The sequence below is a fragment of the Paracoccus mutanolyticus genome (assembly GCF_003285265.1).
GTDB classification, from domain to species: Bacteria; Pseudomonadota; Alphaproteobacteria; order Rhodobacterales; family Rhodobacteraceae; genus Paracoccus; species Paracoccus yeei.
Genome location: NZ_CP030239.1, coordinates 604,265 through 622,722 on the forward strand (window position 1 = coordinate 604,265; position 18,458 = coordinate 622,722).

The following is an 18,458-nucleotide window of genomic DNA, read 5'->3' on the forward strand; positions in this document are numbered from 1 at the left end:
GCCCGCCGGTTCGCCCGGATCTGTTGTTGCCCACTGCCATCCCCGGCCTGGCGGCTGTTGTCAGCGCATCTCTTTCGCCGGAGTTACCCCCAAGATACCAAGACCAGCCGAAATGACAACGCCAACGGCCCGAACCAGCGCGATTTTCGCCGCCGTGGTGGCCGGATCGCCGTCCTGGACGAAGCGCAGCCCAGTTTCCTCATTGCCGCGGTTCCACAGCGAATGCAGGTCCGAGGCGATGTCATAGCGGAAAAACGCGATCCGGTGGGGTTCGTGCGCGCGGGCCGCATTTCCACCGTGCGGGGCCATTCGGCGACGCGGGCGGCCAGCGCCAGCTCGGCCGGGTGGTCCAGCCGCGACAGATCGGCCTGGGCCAGCGCCGCGTCCGACACGTCCACGCCGCCCTCGGCCGCCTTCTTCAGGACCGAGTTCACCCGCGCGCTGGCGTATTGCACATACCAGACCGGGTTGTCCTTGGACTGCTCCAGCACACGGGCGAAGTCGAAATCCAGCGCGGCGTCGTTCTTGCGCGTCAGCATGTGGAACCGCGTCACGTCGGCGCCCGCCTGCTCCACCACGTCGCGCAGGGTGACGAAGGTGCCGGCGCGCTTGGACATCTTGAAGGGCTCGCCGTTCTTGAACAGCTTCACCAGCTGGATCAGCTTGACGTCCAGCGGCACGCGCCCGTCCGACAGTGCCTTGACCGCCGCCTGCATGCGCTTGACGTAACCGCCGTGATCGGCCCCGAACACGTCGATCAACTGGTCGAAGCCGCGGTCGATCTTGTCCCAGTGATAGGCGATGTCGGGGGCGAAATAGGTCCAGCTGCCGTCCGATTTCTTGACCGGCCTGTCCACGTCGTCGCCGTGCGCGGTGGACCGGAACAGGGTCTGCTGGCGCGGCTCCCAATCCTCGGGGGTCTTGCCCTTGGGGGGTTCCAGCACGCCCTCGTAGATCAAGCCGGCCTGGCGCAGCCGGTCGATGGCGGCCTCGATCCGGCCGGTGCCGTAAAGCGCCTTCTCGCTGGAGAACACGTCCATATGGACGTTGAGCAGCGCCAGATCGTCGCGGATCATCTCCATCATCGCCTGGGTGGCGAATTCGCGCACCTCGGCCAGCCATTCCGATTCGGGCCGGTCGATCAGGCTGTCGCCGTATTTCGCCTTCAGCGCCTCGCCCACCGGGATCAGGTAGTCGCCGGGATAAAGGCCCTCGCGGATCGCGGGCTCCAGCCCGTTGGCCTCGCGGTAGCGTTCATAGGCCGAGCGCGCCAGCACATCGACCTGCGCGCCGCCGTCGTTGATGTAATATTCGCGCGTCACGTCGTGGCCCGGAAATCCGCAGCACCGCCAGCGCGTCGCCAAAGACCGCGCCGCGGGTATGGCCGACATGCATGGGCCCGGTCGGGTTGGCGCTGACGAATTCCACGTTGACCCTGACCCCGGCGCCCATGTCCGAGCGGCCATAGTCGGCGCCCTGCGCCAGCGCCGCGCGGATCACGGCGCGCCATTCGTCGGATGCCAGTCGCAGGTTCAGAAAGCCCGGCCCGGCGACCTCGGCCGAGGTGATCCGCGGGTCGGTGCCAGCCGCGCGGCCAGCGCCTCGGCGATGTCGCGCGGCTTTTTCCCGGCGGGCTTGGCCAGCACCATCGCGGCATTGGTCGCCATGTCCCCATGCGCCGGGTCGCGGGGCGGCTCGACCGTCACGTTCGCGGTGTCGAGGCCCGCAGGCAGGTCGCCCTGCCGTTCCATCTGCGCCAGCGCGTCGATCACCAGCGCGCGGATATCCGAAAAGAGGTTCATGGCTTCCATCCCAATGATCGCTGCGGGATAGCCGCTGGCCAAGGGCGCCGTCAACCACAGGGGCCCGAACGTCGCAACGGAATTGCAAGCAGAAAATGGCGATCAGATTGACGCAGGCCGGGTTTTCCGGTATAGGCGCATGGGGTGGATGGCAGGCAAGGCGGGGGAAGGGATATCCACAGGCGTTGCTAGGATCAGCCAATGCTGACAGCGATGAGCATCATATCAGCGCAGATCGCAACTGCCCCAGAGAACAGCCATTTGCGCTGCAGCTTTACACGAAAGCCCTGAATGACCAAGTTTTCCGATCTGAAGCTCGACCCCAAGGTTTTGCAGGCCATTGCCGAGGCGGGCTATGAAACGCCCACCCCGATCCAGTCCGGGGCGATTCCCCCCGCGCTGGAAGGGCGCGACGTGCTGGGCATCGCCCAGACCGGCACCGGCAAGACCGCAAGCTTCACCCTGCCGATGATTACCCTGCTGGGTCGCGGCCGCGCCCGCGCGCGGATGCCGCGGTCGCTGGTGCTGTGCCCGACGCGCGAACTGGCCGCCCAGGTGGCCGAGAATATCAGACCCTCGATGCTCAAACCGACGCCCTCCAAGCGGCCGGGGCCGGGCGCGTCTTCGCGGACAGGATCAGTGGCTCGCTTCGTAAACGGCCGCAGCTCGACCGGCTGCTCGATCAGTTGCGGCCGGGCGACGTGGTGACGGTGACGATCATGGTGGTCGATGGGCCGACCGGATGCTCGACATGGGCTTCATCCCGGATATCGAGCGCATCTTCCAGCTGACCCCGTTCACACGCCAGCGCTGTTCTTCAGCGCCACCATGGCGCCGGAAATCGAACGCATCACCGACACCTTCCTGCACTCGCCGGAAAGGATCGAGGTGGCCCGCCAGGCCACCACCAGCGAGACGATCACCCAGAAGCTGGTCGAGATCACCCCCACCCGCAAGGACCAGACCGCCAAGCAGAAACGCGAGTTGCTGCGCGCCCTGATCCGGGCCGAGGGCGAGGGCCTGAAGAATGCCATCATCTTCTGCAACCGCAAGACCGAGGTGGACATCGTCGCCAAGTCGCTGAAGGCGCACGGTTTCGACGCCGCGCCGATCCACGGCGACCTGGACCAGCGCCACCGCATGGCGACGCTGGACGGGTTCCGCGAAGGCACGCTGCGCTTTCTGATCGCATCCGACGTGGCGGCGCGGGGCCTGGACATCCCGGCGGTCAGCCATGTCATCAACTTCGACCTGCCGAGCCATGCCGAGGATTACGTTCACCGCATCGGCCGCACCGGCCGGGCCGGGCGCCAGGGCACGGCGATATCGATCGCGACGCCAGCGGACGAAAAATACCTGACCGCCATCGAATCTCTGGTGAAACAGGCCCTGCCCCGGGCTTCGGTCCCCGAAGGCTTTTCCCTGTCCAGCGCCGCCCAGGACGCCCCTCGCCCGCCTCGCGAGAAGGAAGGCAGGGGCCGTGGGCGCGAGCGTGAACGCGCCGCGACCGCGACCGCGACAGGGGCGAACGCCGGGGCCGCCGCGACGATGCCGAACAGCACGCCGCCCCCGCCCCCGAGGCCCGCGCCGAGGTCAGACCCGCCGAAAGCCGCCCCGCGCGCGAGGATCGCCGTGACGAACGCCGCGAACGCCATGACCGTGGCGGCGAGCGGCGCGAGGACCGGCGCGACCGCGGGGACCGGGGCGACCGCCATCCGGTGATGGGCATGGGCGATCACCTGCCCGAGTTCATGACCCGCAGCTTCCGCCCGCGCTTCATCGAACCCGAGGAACAGGCAGAGGTTCAGGCGACGCCGCGTCCCGAGCCCGCCGAACGCCCGGCCGAGGCGCCTGCCCCCGTCGCCGCACAGCGCCCCGAACCCGTGGTCGCGGAGCCCGAGGCCGTGGTGCCGGCGCAAGCCGAGGCTCCGACGCAGATCGAGGCGCCGGCCGAAACGGCCCCCGAAGCCGCCTTGGCCGAGGATCCCGCCGCTGCTGCCGAGGCCGAGATGCCCGCCGCCGAAAAGCCCGAGCGCAAGCGCAAGCCGCGCACGCCCAGGGCCAAGGTCGCCGAACCCAGGTCGAGGCCGCGCCCGAGCACCCGAGCCCCGCGAGTTGGCAAGCCGCGCCTGCTATGCGCCGGCCGGAAAGCCGCGCCGCAAGTCGCGCGCCAAGGCTGCGGCCGAGGCCCCGGCGGCCGATGCCGCAGCGACCGACGAGCCTGCGCCCGAAAAGAAGCCGGCCAAGCCCCGTGCCCCGCGCAAGCCGCGCGCCAAGACGGCAAAGGCCGAGCCTCAGGCCGAGGCGATCCGAGGCCGACCGTCAGGCCGAGCCGCAATCCGACGCTACCGGCAACGGCGACCGGGCCGAGGTCTAAGGCGTCCGCATGACCGCCCCTGCCCCCCGGAGCGCCGGCCTGCGCCGCCGGCCCAGGCCGGCCGCCCTGCTGGCGCGACCTGGGGCTCGGGGTGCTGGCCGCGCTGGGGCAGGCGCCCTGGAACCTGTGGTTCCTGACCGTCCTTGCCCTGGCCCTGCTCTGCTGGCGCGTGGCCGCCGCCCGGGACGCGCGCGCCGCCGCCTGGCACGCGCTGGCGGCGGGCTTTGGCCATTTCGCGCTGGCCATGTCCTGGATCGTCGAGCCTTTCCTGGTCGAGCCCGAAGTCTATGGCTGGATGGCCCCCTTTGCGCTGTTCCTGATGGCATTCGGCGGGGCGCTCTTCTGGGCGTTCCCGGGCTGGATCGCGGGCCGTCTGGCACCGGGATTTCCCCGGCAGGGCGTGGCCTTTGCCGGGCTGGTCGTCCTGTCGGACTGGCTGCGCGGCTGGATCTTCACCGGTCTGCCCTGGGCGCTGACTGGCCATATCTGGATCGCGACGCCCGCCGGGCAGACCGCCGCCACCTTCGGCAGCATCGGCCTTTCGGCCCTGACCATGACGGCGGCGACCCTGCCCCTGGTCTTTCGGCGGGGCACCGGCTGGCGCGCCGTGCTGCCGGGGGCCACGCTTTCCGCCCTGCTGATCGCCCTGGCCTTCAGCGCCGGCCTCGCGCGCCTGGCGGGCCCCCTGCCGTCCGACACGCCCGTCCGGCTGCGGCTGATCCAGCCCGATGCGACCCAGGCGCTGAAATGGGATCCCTATTGGTCCGAGGTCTTCTTTCGCCGCCTGCTGGACCTGTCGGCCGCCCGCGACCCGGACCGGCCCGCGCCCGATGCGGTGACTGGCCGGAAACGGCGGTGAACTTCCTGCTGGACCAGGCGGGCACAGCCCCCCAGGACATCGCCGCCTATGCCGGCGCGCCGGTGATCCTGGGCATCCAGCGGTCCGAGGGCGAGCGCTACTTCAACAGCCTGACCGCCTTCAGCGCGCAAGGCACGGGCCCGGTCTATGACAAGTTCCACCTGGTCCCCTTCGGCGAATACACGCCCTGGGGCGATGTCATGGCGCGGCTGGGGGTGCGGGCCTTTGCCGCGCAGCACGGCTTCGGCTATTCGCCCGGCCCCGGTCCCAAGGCCATGGCCCTGCCCGGCCTGCCCCCCTTCCAGCCGCTGATCTGCTATGAGGCGGTGTTCTCGCGCCACCTGCTGACCGGGCCCGACCGGCCGCAATGGCTGCTGCAGGTCACGAACGACGCCTGGTTCGGCACGGTCTCGGGGCCTTGGCAGCACCTGGCACAGGCCCGGCTGCGGGCCATCGAATCCGGCCTGCCGCTGATGCGGGCGGCCAATACGGGCGTTTCGGCGGTGATCGACGCGCGGGGCCAGGTACGCGCCGAACTGGGGCTGAACCGCGCCGGCCGCATCGACGCAGCCCTGCCCGGCGCCCTGCCCCCGACGCCCTGGTCGCGCCTTGGCGACTGGCCCGCGGTGCTGGCTGCCGCCGCGGCCGTTCTGGTCGCGATGCGGCGGCGGTTGACGACAACCGGGGCGTGATCTATCGCTGCCTCTGACCGTCACAACGGCTTCCTGGCGTGGCGGCGTAATCCAACGGAGCACTTCTCATGGCCAGACAGAACTACGTGTTCACCTCGGAATCCGTGTCCGAGGGGCACCCCGACAAATTGTGCGACCAGATCTCGGACGCGGTGCTGGACGCGCTTCTGGCCGAAGACCCGGCCGCCGCGTCGCCTGCGAAAGCTTCGCCACCACCGGAACCGTGGTGATCGGCGGCGAAATCGGGCTGACCGACCAGAAGAAACTGGGCGAATACATGGGCCGCGTGACCCAGATCGCGCGCGACACCATCCACGACATCGGCTACGAGCAGGAGAAGTTCCACTGGAACACCTGCCACGTCCACAACTACCTGCACGAACAATCCGCCCATATCAGCCAGGGCGTGGACCGCGACGGGGCGGGCGACCAGGGCATCATGTTCGGCTATGCCGTGGACGAGACGCCCGAACTGATGCCGGCGCCGATCCAGTATGCCCATGCCATCCTGCGCCGCCTGGCCGAGGCGCGCAAATCCGGCGCCGAGCCGATGCTGGGCCCGGACGCGAAGTCGCAGCTGTCGCTGCGCTACGAAGACGGCAAGCCGGTCGAGGTGACGAGCCTGGTGCTCTCGCACCAGCACCGCGACGAATCCCAGAGTTCGGACGACATCCGCGCCATCGTCGAGCCCTATATCCGCGAGATCCTGCCCGCCGGCTGGCTGACCGAGCGGACCGAATGGTGGGTGAACCCGACCGGCACCTTCGTCATCGGCGGCCCGGACGGCGACGCCGGCCTGACCGGCCGCAAGATCATCGTCGACACCTATGGCGGCGCGGCCCCGCACGGCGGCGGCGCCTTCTCGGGCAAGGATCCGACCAAGGTCGACCGCTCGGCCGCCTATGCCGCGCGCTATCTGGCCAAGAACGTGGTCGCGGCGGGCTTTGCGAAACGCTGCGTGATCCAGCTTTCCTATGCCATCGGCGTCGCCAAGCCGCTGTCGATTTATGCCGACACCTTCGGCACCTCGGAAGTGCCCGAGGCCGAGATCGAACGCGCCGTCTCGCGCGCGATGGACCTGACGCCGCGCGGCATCCGCGAGCATCTGGACCTCTGCCGCCCGATCTATCGCCGCACCGCCGCCTATGGCCATTTCGGCCGCGCCCCCGAGGCCGACGGCGGCTTCTCGTGGGAACGCACCGATCTCGCCGATGCGCTGAAACGCGAGTTGTAAGGCCGCAGCCGGGGGTTTCACACCCCCGGTCCCCCGTGGGATACTTAGGCAAGAAAGAAGCTCCAGGCGGCGCCAACACGCAAGGTGCTTCTTTCTTGTCCAAATATCCTGGGGGGAGCGCGAAACGCGCGGGGGGCAAAGCCCCCCCCTTTTTTATTCCTTGAAGCTGCGGCTGTCCTTGATCTGGTCCCAGGCCCAGACGACTTCCTGCAGGCGATCCTCGTCCGAACGGTCGCCGCCGTTCATGTCCGGGTGCAGGTCCTTGACCAGCGACTTGTACTGCTTGCGGATCTCGGCGCGGGTCCAGCTGTCCTTGGCTTCCAGGATTTCCAGCGCCTTGCGTTCGGTCGGCGGCAGCTTGCGGGTCGCGGTGCGGCGCGTCTCGGGGTTGGTGCCGTTGGCGCCCAGGATCTCAAGCGGGTCGTCGATACCGTGGCGGGCCCATTTCTGTTCCTGCGCGGCACGGCCAAAGGGCTTGGTCGGACGCTCCCAGACCGTCGCATTGTCCAGGAACTGCTGGAACTCGGCCTCGGACTGGCCCTGGAAATAGTTCCAGTTCAGGTTGTATTCGCGGACGTGATCCTTGCAGAACCAGTAGTAGTCGTCCAGGTTGCGCGGCGATTTCGGCGCCCGGTACTGGCCAGGCTGGTTGCAGCCCTCCTTGTCGCAACGGCGGGTCGACGTCTCGAAGGCACCCGACATTCCCCGCCGGCCCTTGGCCTTGCGCTTCTTGTCCGAGGCGGCGGAAATGTCGAATCCGAACGGGTCGCTGTTGCTCATCTGACTGCCTTGTCCTTATCGGGACGCGCAGTTTAGGCTATTTCGCGCGACATGAAAGGGGCATTGGAATGATCGTGGACGAGATGACCGCACGGCTGCAGGCGCTGCATCCGACCCGGCTGGAGATCCTGGACGAAAGCGAGAGCCACCGCGGCCATGGCGGCTGGCGCGAGGGCGGCGAGACGCATTTCCGCATCCGCATGGCCAGCCCCGCCTTTGTCGGGCTGGACCGGGTCGCCCGGCATCGGCTGGTTCATCGCACTTTGGGCGACATCGTGCCGCGCATTCACGCGCTTGCCATGGAACTGGCCGAAAGATGAGCCGTTAGCGCCCCCAGTCTTGCCCGCTGAAACCGCCCCGCGTATTAGCCGGATAACTGTAGAACAAGGACTTTGACGATGACCCCGCCCAAGGATTTCAATGACCGCATGTTGTCTCTGGGCCTGGCCCGCGTCAGCGAGGCTGCGGCCCATGCCTCGGCCCGCCTGATCGGGCGCGGCGACGAGAAGGCGGCCGACCAGGCCGCGGTCAACGCCATGCGCGACCAGCTGAACATGCTGGACATCAAGGGCGTCGTCGTCATCGGCGAGGGCGAGCGCGACGAGGCGCCGATGCTGTATATCGGCGAGGAGGTCGGCACCGGCAACGGTCCCGAGGTCGACATCGCGCTGGACCCGCTCGAGGGCACCACGCTGACCGCCAAGGACATGCCGAACGCGCTGACCGTGATCGCCATGGCGCCGCGCGGCACGCTGCTGCACGCCCCCGACGTCTACATGGAAAAGCTGGCGATCGGCCCGGGCTATGACAAGGACGTGGTCAGCCTGGACATGGCGCCGGCCGAACGCGTGCGGGCGCTGGCCAATGCCCGCGGCGTCAAGGACAGCGACATCACCGTCTGCATCCTGGAACGGCCCCGGCACGAGGACCTGATCGCCGAGGTCCGCTCGACCGGCGCGGCGATCCGGCTGATCACCGACGGCGACGTCGCCGGCGTCATCCACTGCGCCGAGGCCGAGCTGACCGGCATCGACATGTACATGGGCTCGGGCGGCGCACCGGAGGGCGTCCTGGCGGCCAGCGCGCTGAAGTGCATGGGCGGGCAGATGTGGGGCAAGCTCTTGTTCCGCAACGAGGACGAGAAGGGCCGTGCGAAGAAGGCGGGGATCAACGACCTGGACCGCATCTATTCGCGCGACGAGCTTGTGACCGGCGACGTGATCTTTGCCGCGACCGGCGTCACCAACGGCTCGATCGTGGCCGGGGTCAAGCGCGAGCCGGGCTATCTGACGACCGAGACGATCCTGATGCGCTCCAAGACCGGGTCGGTCCGGCGCATGATCTATCGCAACCCCGTGAAGTGACGGCGCAGACCGCTTGAACCGCGGGCGGTCATGGGGGATGAAGCCCCATGACCGCTTTTCTTTCCGTCTCCTCCTCGCTGACCGGCCGGCTGTGGCGCGGGCCCGAACCCGGGCTCGAGCGCGCGGCCGAGGCGCTGGCCGGACAGCCGCCTGCCCCTGATCGTCAGCCGCGTGACTGGGCATGGCGCAAGGGACAGCGTTACGGCACGATGATCTGCGACCTGGAACGGCGGCAGGTGATCGACCTGCTGCCCGATCCGCTGACCCTGTGCGAACATGGCTCCGCGCACATCCCAGCATCCGGATCGTCGCCCGCGACCGCAACGGCGGCTATTATTAGTCCGATGACGACGTGGACGGCGGCGCCTCGGCCGCGCTGCTGATCGACTGGCTGCGCCGTCAGGGGCGCGACGCGACCCTCTACATCCCCGACCGCATCGACGAGGGGTATGGCCCGAATGCCCCGGCCATCGCCGGGCTTTCGGCGGGCCATGACCTGATCGTCTGCGTCGATTGCGGCACGCTGAGCTTTGATGCCCTGGCCGCCGCCACCTGCGACGTGATCGTCCTGGACCATCACCAGGGCATCGAGACGCTGCCCCCCGCCGTCGCCGTGGTGAACCCCAACCGCATGGACGAGGATGGCAGCCTGGGCCATCTCTGCGCCGCCGGCGTGGTGTTCCTGACGCTGGTGCAGTGCAACCGCCTGCTGCGCGAACGCGGCCTGCCGCAGCCCGACCTGATCTGCCTTCTGGACCTCGTGGCGCTGGCGACGGTGGCGGACGTGGCGCCGCTGGTCGGCGTCAACCGCGCCTTTGTCCGGCAGGGCCTGGCGATCATGGCGCGGCGCGAACGGCCCGGGCTGGTCGCCCTGGCCGATGTGGCGCGCATGGACGCCGCCCCCAGCGCCTATCACATGGGCTCCTTCTGGTGCCGCGGATCAACGCGGGCGGGCGCGTGGGGCGCGCCGACCTGGGCGCGCAATGCCTGGCCTGCACCGATCCCGCCCGCGCGATCCGCTTGCCGAGGAACTGGACCAGCTGAACCGCGACCGCCGCGCCATCGAGGCCGCCGTGCGCGAGGCCGCCCTGGCCCAGGTCGAGGCGCGCGACCCCGGCCTGGTCGCCTGGGCCGCCGGCGCGGGCTGGCACCCGGGCGTGGTCGGCATCGTCGCCGCCCGCCTGAAAGAGGCGACCAACCTGCCCTCGGTGGTGATCGGGGTGGAGACCGGCATCGGCAAGGGCTCGGCCCGGTCGGTTCCGGGGGTGGACCTGGGCCGCGCCATCCATCGCCTGGCGGCCGAGGGGCTGCTGCTGAAGGGCGGCGGTCACGCCATGGCCGCCGGGCTGACGGTCGAGGAAGCGGCGATCCCCGCCGCCATGCAGCGGCTGTCCGAACTGCTGGCGCGCGAACTGGCCGACCGCAGCGGCGCGCATGAGCTGCGCATCTCGGGCCTGCTGGACCCGGCGGGCGCCACGGTCGAGCTGATGCAGATGCTGGAGCGCGCCGGCCCCTATGGCCAGGCCGCGCCCGCGCCGCGCTTCGCCTTTGCCGATCAGCTGATCGACAGCGCCGCCACCATGGGCGACAGCCACCTGCGCCTGCGCTTTCGCAGCCCGGGCAGCCCGCCCGTCGATGCCGTCGCCTGGGGCGCCATGTCGGGTCCCTTGGGCCCTGCCCTGCTGGGCGCGCGGGGCCGGCGCTTTCACTTGGCGGGCAAGCTGGAGCTGTCGCAATGGGGCGGCCGCGAACGCGTGCGGCTGCGCCTGGACGACGCCGCTCCGGCGGGCTGAGCGTGTGCGAAAACTTGGCCGGCGGGCAAACTTTCCGCTTGCCGGACAAGGCACCTCGCCTAAACACCGCTCCACGCCGCCGGGCACCAAGCCTTGCGGAACGCAGTGGCCCGTTCGTCTATCGGTTAGGACGTCAGGTTTTCAACCTGAAAAGAGGGGTTCGACTCCCCTACGGGCTGCCACTTTCGCCTGACAGGATCAGGCGCCGCGCCGAAATCCCCGCCGGATTTGCGGCGCTTTTCTTTTGCCGCGCGGGCCTGCGATTTACCCACAGAAGAATGGCGCGGACCCCCTTGCGGGGGCGGCCGTGCTGGCCTAAACCCCGCCCGTCGCATGGCGACACGCTGGCCCGTTCGTCTATCGGTTAGGACGTCAGGTTTTCAACCTGAAAAGAGGGGTTCGACTCGGCTTCGGCCCGCCAGCATCCCCGGCATCGGGTTTTCACCGGCATCAGGCATCCGGCGCGGCGCGGTCGTCCAGCACCAGTTGCAGGAACGCAAGGTCCAGCCAGCGGCCGAACTTGGCCCCCACCTGCGGCATCAGCCCGACCTGGCGGAACCCCAGCTCCAGATGCAGCCGGATCGAGCCCTGGTTGCCGGCCTCGACCCCCGCGACCATGACGTGCTTGCCCAGGGCCCGCGCGCGGTCGATCAGCGCCACCATCAGCGCGCGGCCGACGCCGGCGCCCTGCCGGTCGGGGGCGACATAGACCGAATGTTCGACCGTGTGGCGAAAGCCGTCGAAGGCGCGCCAGTCGCCGAACGAGGCATAGCCCATCACCGCGCCCGACGCATCGACCGCGACCAGCAGCGGATAGCCGGCCTGCTTGCGCCCCTGCCACCAGGCCAGCCGGTCGGCCGGGTCCACGGTGCGGTCGTTCCAGATCGCCGTCGTGTGGGCGACGGCGTGGTTGTAGATGGCGCAGACGGCGGGCATGTCGGCCTCGGCCGCGTCGCGGATGACAAGCCTGGCCATGGCCTTAGACCTCGTCCACGCGGCGCATCAGCAGCAGCGCCAGGCCCGAGCAGGCCAGCGTGGCCAGGACCATGGGCAGCGCGGTGCCGTCGTACAACTGGCCCACCGGCGCGGCGATCAGCACCGCCCCGATGGTCGAGACCGCCGCCACGACCGAGGCCGCCATCCCCGCCACATGGCCCATGTGCTGCAGCGCCATGGCGTTCAGGTTGCCGAAGGTCACGCCCGCCATGAAGAACACGCTGACCGCCCAGAAGAAGAAGGCGGGAAAGCGCAGCGGCTCGGGCAGCAGGTCGCCCCAGACCAGGACCAGCATCGTCCCCGACACCACCACCTGCATCGCATAGGCGCTTTTGACGATGCGCCGCATGCCCAGCCGCACCACATAGCGCGCGTTCAGGACGGTCCCCGTTCCCGCCAGCAGCGCCATGCCGGCGAACCACAGGGGGAACTGGTCGCCCTTGCCATAGGTCTCGGCGAACAGTTGCTGGGCGGAACTCAGCAGCGCGAACATCTGGCCGAAACCCAGCGTCATGATGACCGTGACCAGCTGCACCTGGCGGTGGCCCAGCACCTCGCGGGCCGAAGCCATCAGGCTGGCAAGGTTCATCGGCCGGCGGCGGGCGGGGGGCAGCGTCTCGGGCTGGCGCAGGTTTACCCAAAGCGAGCCGACCAGCGCCAGCAGCACGAAGGACCCGAAGACACCGCGCCAGCCGACCAGATGGATGACGACGGCCCCGACCGAGGGCGCCACGGCCGGGACCAGGATGAAGATCATCATGACAAAGCTGGTGATCCGCGCCATCTCGCGCCCCTGGTACAGGTCGCGCACCAGTGCCAGCGACACGATCCGCGGCCCGGCGGCGCCCAGCCCCTGGACGAAGCGCGCGACCAGCAGCATTTCCAGCGACTGCGCAAAGACGGCGGCGATGGAGGCCAGCGCATAGATGGCAAAGCCCAGGGTGATGACGGGCTTGCGCCCGAAGGTGTCCGACAGCGGCCCCGCAACGAACAGCCCCACCCCCATGCCCGCCATGAAGGCGGTCAGCACAAGCTGGGCGCGGTTCACGTTCTCGGGGGTCAGGGTCTGGGCGATCTGCGGCAGCGCGGGCAGCATCGAGTCGATGGAAAAGGCGATGACCGCAAAGACCAGCGCCATCATTGCGATGAATTCGGGCAGGGGTTGCCTGGCCAGGGGGGGCTGAACCGGGGCGGACATCGAAAACCTCTTGTATGGAGCCCCCCGGACCTACCCCCCGGACCCACGGGACGCAAGGTCGCGGCGTTGCAGAACGGCGGCGAGTGGCTATATCGGGCGCATGAGCGGACCTTTGAACCTGATGAAACTGTGCGTCGGCTGCGATACCCCGGCCGCGCTGGACCAGTGGCAACGCCACCATTGGCAGGGCGGCCCGGCGCGCCATGTCACCCGGATGTGGCCCAAGCGCCAGGACGAGCTGCTGGCGGGCGGCTCGATCTATTGGGTGTTCAAGGGCATCATGCAGGCCCGCCAGCGCCTGATCGGGCTGGAGGAGGTGACCGGCGCCGACGGCATCCGCCGCTGCGCCCTGATCCTAGAACCCGGGCTGGTCCGCGTCGCGGCCGTGCCGCGCCGCGCCTTTCAGGGCTGGCGCTACCTGACGGCGGGCGACGCGCCCCCCGACCTGCCCGCCGGGCGCGAGGACGAACCCAGCCTGCCCCCCGACATCGCACGCGCGCTGGCAGAGATGGGCCTGCGCTAAGCACGGCGTTCAAGGGGACGGTGGCGGAACTGGAGCGGGTGAAGGGAATCGAACCCTCGTCTTCAGCTTGGGAAGCTGCGGCTCTACCATTGAGCTACACCCGCGGCCCGGCTTGATTACCGGCTCGCCGTCCGCCCTGCAAGTGCAATCTGCGCCGCCCCGGCGCGGCCTTGGGCGTGCCCAATCGACAACCAGGGGGATTTTTTGCGCGCGCCGGCTGGGATGCGGCATTGATATTTCCGGCTTGAAGGGTCGTTATGCGACAACAGGTCAGCACATGCCCCGGAGCACATCATGTCCGCGCTTTCGCGCCGCATTGCCTTGTCGATGTTTCTTGCCGGGCTGGCGGGCCTTTCCCCGGCCCTGGCCCAGCAGCAGGCCGAGGCACCGCCGCCCACCGTCACGGTGGTGACGCTGCACGTCGAGGACGTGCCGGTGACGACCACCCTGCCCGGCCGCGTCACCGCCTCGGCCGAGGCCGAGGTGCGGCCCCAGGTCAATGGCATCGTGACCGAACGCCTGTTCGACGAAGGGCGCCGGGTCAAGGTGGGCGATCCGCTGTTCCGCATCGACAAGACCACCTACGAAGCCGCCGTGGCCCAGGCCGAGGCCGCCGTCGCACAGGCGCGCGCCCAGGCCGACAATGCCCGGCGCGAGGCCGAGCGCGCCGGCGCCCTGCGCGACCGCCGGGTGGCCAGCGAAAGCACCTCGGACACCGCCATCGCCGCGCGGGACGCAGCCGAAGCCGCCGTCAAGGTCGCCGAGGCGCAGTTGCAGACCGCCCGGATCGAACTGGACCGCACCACCATCCGCGCCGAGCTGGACGGAGAGATCGGCCTGGCCCAGGTCAGCCAGGGCGCGCTGGTGACCGCCGGGCAGGCGACGCCGCTGGCGGTGATCCGCGCGCTGGACCCGGTGCATGTCGACGTGACCCAGTCCGCGGCCGAGGTCGTGCGCTGGCGCCGCGACATGGCCGCCGTCCAGGAAGCCGAGATCGAGCGGCCCGGCCAGCAGGTCACGCTGCGGCTGGCCGACGGCACCGAATACGGGATCGCCGGCAGCTGACCGCGGCCGAGCCCTTCGTGAACGAAACCACCGGCGTCATCACGCTGCGGCTGTCCTTTCCCAACCCGGAAAGCATCCTGCTGCCCGGAATGTATGTGCAGGCCGTGGTCCAGCAGCGCACCGCGCATAATGCGATCCTGGCGCCGCAGGAAGGCGTCAGCCGCGACCGCCGGGGCCAGCCGATCGCCCTGGTCGTCAACGCCCAGAACCAGGTCGAGCAACGCGACCTGACTATCCTGCAGGACCACGGAAACAGCTGGATCGTGACGAAGGGCCTGTCGGACGGCGACCGGCTGATCGTCGAGGGCGTCCAGAAGATCGGCCCCGGCATGCCCGTCGTGCCCGAGGAACGCCAGGCGGCGGGAACCCAGCCCGCGGCCCCCGCCGGCCAGCCGGCGCAGGATCAGGCCCAGCCCGCCGCCGGGGCAGAAGGGGACGAGCCCGCCCCCGACCAGCCCGCCCCCGCCCAGCCTGCCCCCGTCCAGCCGGCCCCCGAGGCGCCCACCCCCGGGGCGGCGCCCGACGGGCCGCAGGGCGGGCAGGACCAGCCGGCCCCCGCCGGCGAACAGACGACCGAACCCAAGGCATCGAACGGCTGACCCCGTTTAGGGGCATTTCGGACAGGAACCTAGAATGGCTCGCTTTTTCATCGACCGTCCGGTGTTTGCCTGGGTCATCTCGATCCTCATCATGGGGATCGGGCTCATGTCGATCCTGACCCTGCCCGTCGCGCAATATCCCCAGATCGCGCCGCCCTCGGTCACGATCCGGGCGACCTATCCGGGCGCCTCGGCCGATACGGTCGCCAATACCGTGACCCAGGTCATCGAACAGCAGATGACCGGCCTGGACGGGCTGCGCTATTTCAGCTCGACGCTCGAGCTCGGCTCGGGGCGTCGCAGTCCGAACTGACCTTCGACGGGGACCGACCCCGACATCGCCCAGGTCCAGGTGCAGAACAAGCTGGCCCAGGCCACCGCCCTGCTGCCGGAAACCGTGCAGCGCCAGGGCGTCACGGTCGAGAAATCCTCCTCGGGCTTCCTGATGGTGGTGGCGCTGATCTCGGACGACGGGCGGCTGGAGCAGGTGGACCTGTCCGACTACCTGATCTCGAACCTAGTCAACGACCTCAGCCGGGTCGAGGGCGTGGGCTCGGTCCAGGTGTTCGGCGCGCAATATGCCATGCGGATCTGGCTGGACCCGTCCAAGCTGGCCGCCTATGAACTGACGCCCGGCGACGTGGTCACCGCGGTCGCGGCGGAAAACGCCCAGATCTCGGCCGGCAGCTTCGGCAGCCAGCCCGCGCCCGAGGGGCAGATGCTGAACGCGACGATCACCGCGCAGTCCCTGCTGTCCACGCCCGAGGACTTCGAACAGATCGTGCTGCGGGCCGAAGCCGACGGCGGCCTGATCCTGCTCAAGGACGTGGCGCGGGTCCAGATCGGGGCCGAGGACTACATGACCGAGGCGCGCTACAACGGCAAACCCTCGGCCGGGATCGCGATCAGCCTGGCCTCGGGCGCGAACGCGCTGGACACGGCCGAGAGGGTCAAGGCCCGGATGGCCGAGTTCGCCAAGTTCTTCCCCGAAGGGGTCAGCTATGTGATCCCCTATGACACCACGCCCTTCGTGCTGATCTCGATCGAGGAGGTGGTCAAGACGCTGGTCGAGGCCATCGTGCTGGTGTTCTTCGTCATGCTGCTGTTCCTGCAGAACTGGCGCGCGACGCTGATCCCCACGCTGGCCGTGCCGGTGGTGCTGCTGGGCACCTTCGGCGTGCTGGCGGCCTTGGGGTTCACCATCAACACGCTGACCATGCTGGCCATGGTGCTGGCCATCGGCCTTCTGGTCGACGACGCCATCGTCGTGGTCGAGAACGTCGAGCGGATCATGGAGGAGGAGGACCTTGAGCCGCGCGAGGCGACCAAGAAATCCATGGGCCAGATCACCGGCGCGCTGATCGGCATCGCGCTGGTCCTGTCGGCGGTCTTCGTGCCGATGGCCTTCTTCGGCGGCTCGACCGGGGTGATCTACAAGCAGTTCGCCATCACCATCGCCAGCGCCATGGGGCTTTCGGTCGTGGTGGCGCTGACCCTGACGCCGGCGCTTTGCGCGACGCTTCTGCGCAACGAACACGGGCACAAGACGCGGGGCTTCTTCGGTCTGTTCAACCGCGGCTTCGACCGGACGATGCACGGCTACAGTTCCTGGGTGGGCTGGATCATCCGCCGGCCGCTGCGCATGATGCTGATCTATCTGGGCATCGGCGCGGCGATGGTGTTCCTGTTCCTGCGCACGCCAACCGGGTTCCTGCCGGACGAGGATCAGGGCATCATGTTCGTCCTGATCCAGGGGCCCACCGGCGCCACGACGGAACGGACCAACACCGTCATCGACCAGATCCAGACCTATTTCAACGAGGCCGAGGGCGACAACATCGAATCCATGTTCGGCGTCGCGGGCTTCAGCTTCGCGGGCGCAGGCCAGAACATGGGCATCGCGTTCCTGCGGCTGAAGGACTGGGACGAGCGCCCCGATGCGGCCCAGTCCGTGCAGGCCGTCGCCGGCCGCGCCTTTCCCGCGCTGATGGGCATCCGCGATGCGATGGTGTTTCCCATCGTTCCGCCCTCGGTGATCGAGCTTGGCAACGTCTCGGGCTTCGACTTCTACCTGCAGGCGCGGGGCGGCCAGACGCACGAACAGCTGCTCGAGGCGCGCAACCAGATGCTCGGCATGTCGGGACAGGATCCGCGCATCGGCTCGGCCCGACCGAACGGGCTCGAGGACGCGGCGCAATACAACCTGGACATCGACTGGCGCAAGGCGGGCGCCATGGGGGTCAGCGCGACCGATGTGGGCAGCCTGCTGTCGGTCGCCTGGGCGGGGCGCTATGTGAACGACTTCATCGACCGGGGCCGGATCAAGCGCGTCTATGTCCAGGGCGACGCGCCGACGCGGTCGGTGCCCACCGACATCGACAAATGGCGGGTGCGGAACAGTTCCGGCGGGCTGGTGCCCTTCTCGAACTTTGCCGAAGGACGGTGGAGCTATGGGCCGCAGGGGCTTTACCGCTATAACGGCGTGCCCGCGATGCAGATCCAGGGCAGTCCGGCGCCCGGCGTCTCCTCGGGCGAGGGGATGGCCGCCATCGAGGAACTGGCCGGCAAGCTGCCCACGGGCTTCGACGTGGCCTGGACGGGCCTGTCGCTTGAGGAGCAGGCGGCCGGCAACCAGGCCACGCTGCTATACGGCCTGTCCCTGGCCGTCGTGTTCCTGTGCCTGGCCGCGCTTTACGAAAGCTGGTCGATCCCCTTTGCGGTGATGCTGGCCGTGCCCATCGGGGTTCTGGGGGCGCTGGTCGGGGCCTGGCTGGGCGGTTTCGACAACGGCGTGTTCTTTCAGGTCGGGCTGCTGACGGTGATCGGCCTGACCGGCAAGAACGCCATCCTGATCGTCGAATTCGCGCGCGAACAGGCCGAGCAGCACGGCAAGCCCCTGTACGAGGCCGTGACCGAGGCCGCGCGCCAGCGTTTCCGCCCGATCATGATGACCTCGGTCGCGTTCTCGCTGGGCGTGCTGCCGCTGGTCCTGTCGACCGGCGCAGGGGCGAACGGGCGCAACACCATCGGCGCAACGGTCCTGGGCGGCACCATCGCGGCCACCGTGCTGGGCGTGCTGTTCGTGCCGCTGTTCTTCGTCCTGGTCCGGCGCCTGCTGGGCCGGCCCGAGCCCGCTGCCGGCCCGCAGGTCGCCGCCTGACACGCGGATGCTTGCC

Annotated in this window: 8 protein-coding genes, 2 tRNA genes, 7 pseudogenes and 1 riboswitch; of the genes and pseudogenes, 12 read left to right on the top strand and 5 right to left on the bottom strand. The window is 69.2% G+C overall.

Annotated features, from left to right (window positions below; genetic code table 11):
- Positions 1 to 60 precede the first annotated feature (60 nt).
- A pseudogene (gene argS, locus DPM13_RS03390) lies at positions 61 to 1,802 on the bottom strand (arginine--tRNA ligase).
- 291 nt (positions 1,803 to 2,093) lie between these two features.
- Between argS and DPM13_RS20400 the strand changes: the two are divergent.
- The 4 genes and pseudogenes from DPM13_RS20400 to metK all read left to right on the top strand — a co-directional run.
- Positions 2,094 to 3,607: pseudogene (locus DPM13_RS20400) on the top strand (DEAD/DEAH box helicase); the annotation flags it as partial.
- Between the two features lie 663 nt (positions 3,608 to 4,270).
- A complete protein-coding gene (locus DPM13_RS22035) occupies positions 4,271 to 5,038 on the top strand; it encodes a hypothetical protein (protein ID WP_223252316.1) in 768 nt (255 codons plus the stop codon).
- The gene (gene lnt, locus DPM13_RS22040; protein ID WP_262983242.1) at positions 5,035 to 5,730 is read left to right on the top strand and encodes an apolipoprotein N-acyltransferase; all 696 of its coding nucleotides are present in this window, start codon (positions 5,035 to 5,037) and stop codon (positions 5,728 to 5,730) included. The genes DPM13_RS22035 and lnt overlap by 4 nt, the downstream gene beginning before the upstream one ends.
- A gap of 14 nt (positions 5,731 to 5,744) precedes the next feature.
- Positions 5,745 to 5,792, top strand: a riboswitch (SAM-SAH riboswitch).
- Between the two features lie 6 nt (positions 5,793 to 5,798).
- Positions 5,799 to 6,964 (top strand): annotated as a pseudogene (metK, locus tag DPM13_RS03415) (methionine adenosyltransferase).
- Between the two features lie 153 nt (positions 6,965 to 7,117).
- On the opposite strand, the gene DPM13_RS03420 reads toward metK, so the two are convergent.
- On the bottom strand, positions 7,118 to 7,744 hold the full coding sequence (locus DPM13_RS03420) for a DnaJ domain-containing protein (RefSeq protein ID WP_080620765.1): 627 nt from the start codon (positions 7,742 to 7,744) through the stop codon (positions 7,118 to 7,120).
- Between the two features lie 68 nt (positions 7,745 to 7,812).
- Between DPM13_RS03420 and DPM13_RS03425 the strand changes: the two genes are divergently transcribed.
- From DPM13_RS03425 to DPM13_RS03440, 5 genes and pseudogenes are all read left to right on the top strand, one after another.
- Positions 7,813 to 8,064: a BolA family protein gene (locus DPM13_RS03425; RefSeq protein WP_036761762.1), complete on the top strand. Its 252-nt coding sequence runs from the start codon at positions 7,813 to 7,815 to the stop codon at positions 8,062 to 8,064.
- 78 nt (positions 8,065 to 8,142) lie between these two features.
- Positions 8,143 to 9,108, top strand: coding sequence for a class II fructose-bisphosphatase (gene glpX / locus DPM13_RS03430; protein WP_080620766.1), 966 nt, complete (start codon positions 8,143 to 8,145; stop codon positions 9,106 to 9,108).
- Positions 9,109 to 9,281: 173 nt separating this feature from the next.
- Positions 9,282 to 9,442: pseudogene (locus DPM13_RS22045) on the top strand (ISL3 family transposase); the annotation flags it as partial.
- A pseudogene (gene recJ / locus DPM13_RS26545) lies at positions 9,399 to 10,901 on the top strand (single-stranded-DNA-specific exonuclease RecJ). The pseudogenes DPM13_RS22045 and recJ, both read left to right, overlap by 44 nt.
- Before the next feature lie 107 nt (positions 10,902 to 11,008).
- Positions 11,009 to 11,083: transfer RNA gene (locus DPM13_RS03440), tRNA-Glu, on the top strand.
- Between the two features lie 268 nt (positions 11,084 to 11,351).
- Here DPM13_RS03440 and DPM13_RS03450 read toward each other — a convergent pair.
- Both DPM13_RS03450 and DPM13_RS03455 read right to left on the bottom strand, forming a co-directional pair.
- Positions 11,352 to 11,876 (bottom strand): GNAT family N-acetyltransferase, encoded by a 525-nt coding sequence (locus DPM13_RS03450; protein ID WP_112887466.1) that lies wholly within the window; start codon positions 11,874 to 11,876, stop codon positions 11,352 to 11,354.
- A gap of 4 nt (positions 11,877 to 11,880) precedes the next feature.
- The gene (locus DPM13_RS03455; RefSeq protein ID WP_105291445.1) at positions 11,881 to 13,095 is read right to left on the bottom strand and encodes a multidrug effflux MFS transporter; all 1,215 of its coding nucleotides are present in this window, start codon (positions 13,093 to 13,095) and stop codon (positions 11,881 to 11,883) included.
- A 100-nt stretch (positions 13,096 to 13,195) separates the two neighbouring features.
- On the opposite strand from DPM13_RS03455, the gene DPM13_RS03460 reads away from it, so the two are divergent.
- On the top strand, positions 13,196 to 13,618 hold the full coding sequence (locus DPM13_RS03460) for a DUF1489 family protein (RefSeq protein ID WP_080620770.1): 423 nt from the start codon (positions 13,196 to 13,198) through the stop codon (positions 13,616 to 13,618).
- Between the two features lie 30 nt (positions 13,619 to 13,648).
- On the opposite strand, the gene DPM13_RS03465 is transcribed toward DPM13_RS03460, so the two are convergent.
- Positions 13,649 to 13,722, bottom strand: a tRNA-Gly gene (locus DPM13_RS03465).
- Positions 13,723 to 13,912: 190 nt separating this feature from the next.
- Here DPM13_RS03465 and DPM13_RS25690 point away from each other — a divergent pair.
- Both DPM13_RS25690 and DPM13_RS03475 read left to right on the top strand, forming a co-directional pair.
- Positions 13,913 to 15,069, top strand: a pseudogene (locus tag DPM13_RS25690) (efflux RND transporter periplasmic adaptor subunit); the annotation flags it as partial.
- A 304-nt stretch (positions 15,070 to 15,373) separates the two neighbouring features.
- Positions 15,374 to 18,442: pseudogene (locus tag DPM13_RS03475) on the top strand (efflux RND transporter permease subunit).
- Positions 18,443 to 18,458 lie beyond the last annotated feature (16 nt).

Excerpts from the sequence above, each read along its gene's own strand:
- DPM13_RS03420 (WP_080620765.1), bottom strand. The coding sequence starts at position 7,744 with ATGAGCAACAGCGACCCGTTCGGATTCGACATTTCCGCCGCCTCGGAC.
- DPM13_RS03425 (WP_036761762.1), top strand. The coding sequence starts at position 7,813 with ATGATCGTGGACGAGATGACCGCACGGCTGCAGGCGCTGCATCCGACC.
- glpX (WP_080620766.1), top strand. The coding sequence starts at position 8,143 with ATGACCCCGCCCAAGGATTTCAATGACCGCATGTTGTCTCTGGGCCTG.
- DPM13_RS03450 (WP_112887466.1), bottom strand. The coding sequence starts at position 11,876 with ATGGCCAGGCTTGTCATCCGCGACGCGGCCGAGGCCGACATGCCCGCC.
- DPM13_RS03455 (WP_105291445.1), bottom strand. The coding sequence starts at position 13,095 with ATGTCCGCCCCGGTTCAGCCCCCCCTGGCCAGGCAACCCCTGCCCGAA.
- DPM13_RS03460 (WP_080620770.1), top strand. The coding sequence starts at position 13,196 with ATGAGCGGACCTTTGAACCTGATGAAACTGTGCGTCGGCTGCGATACC.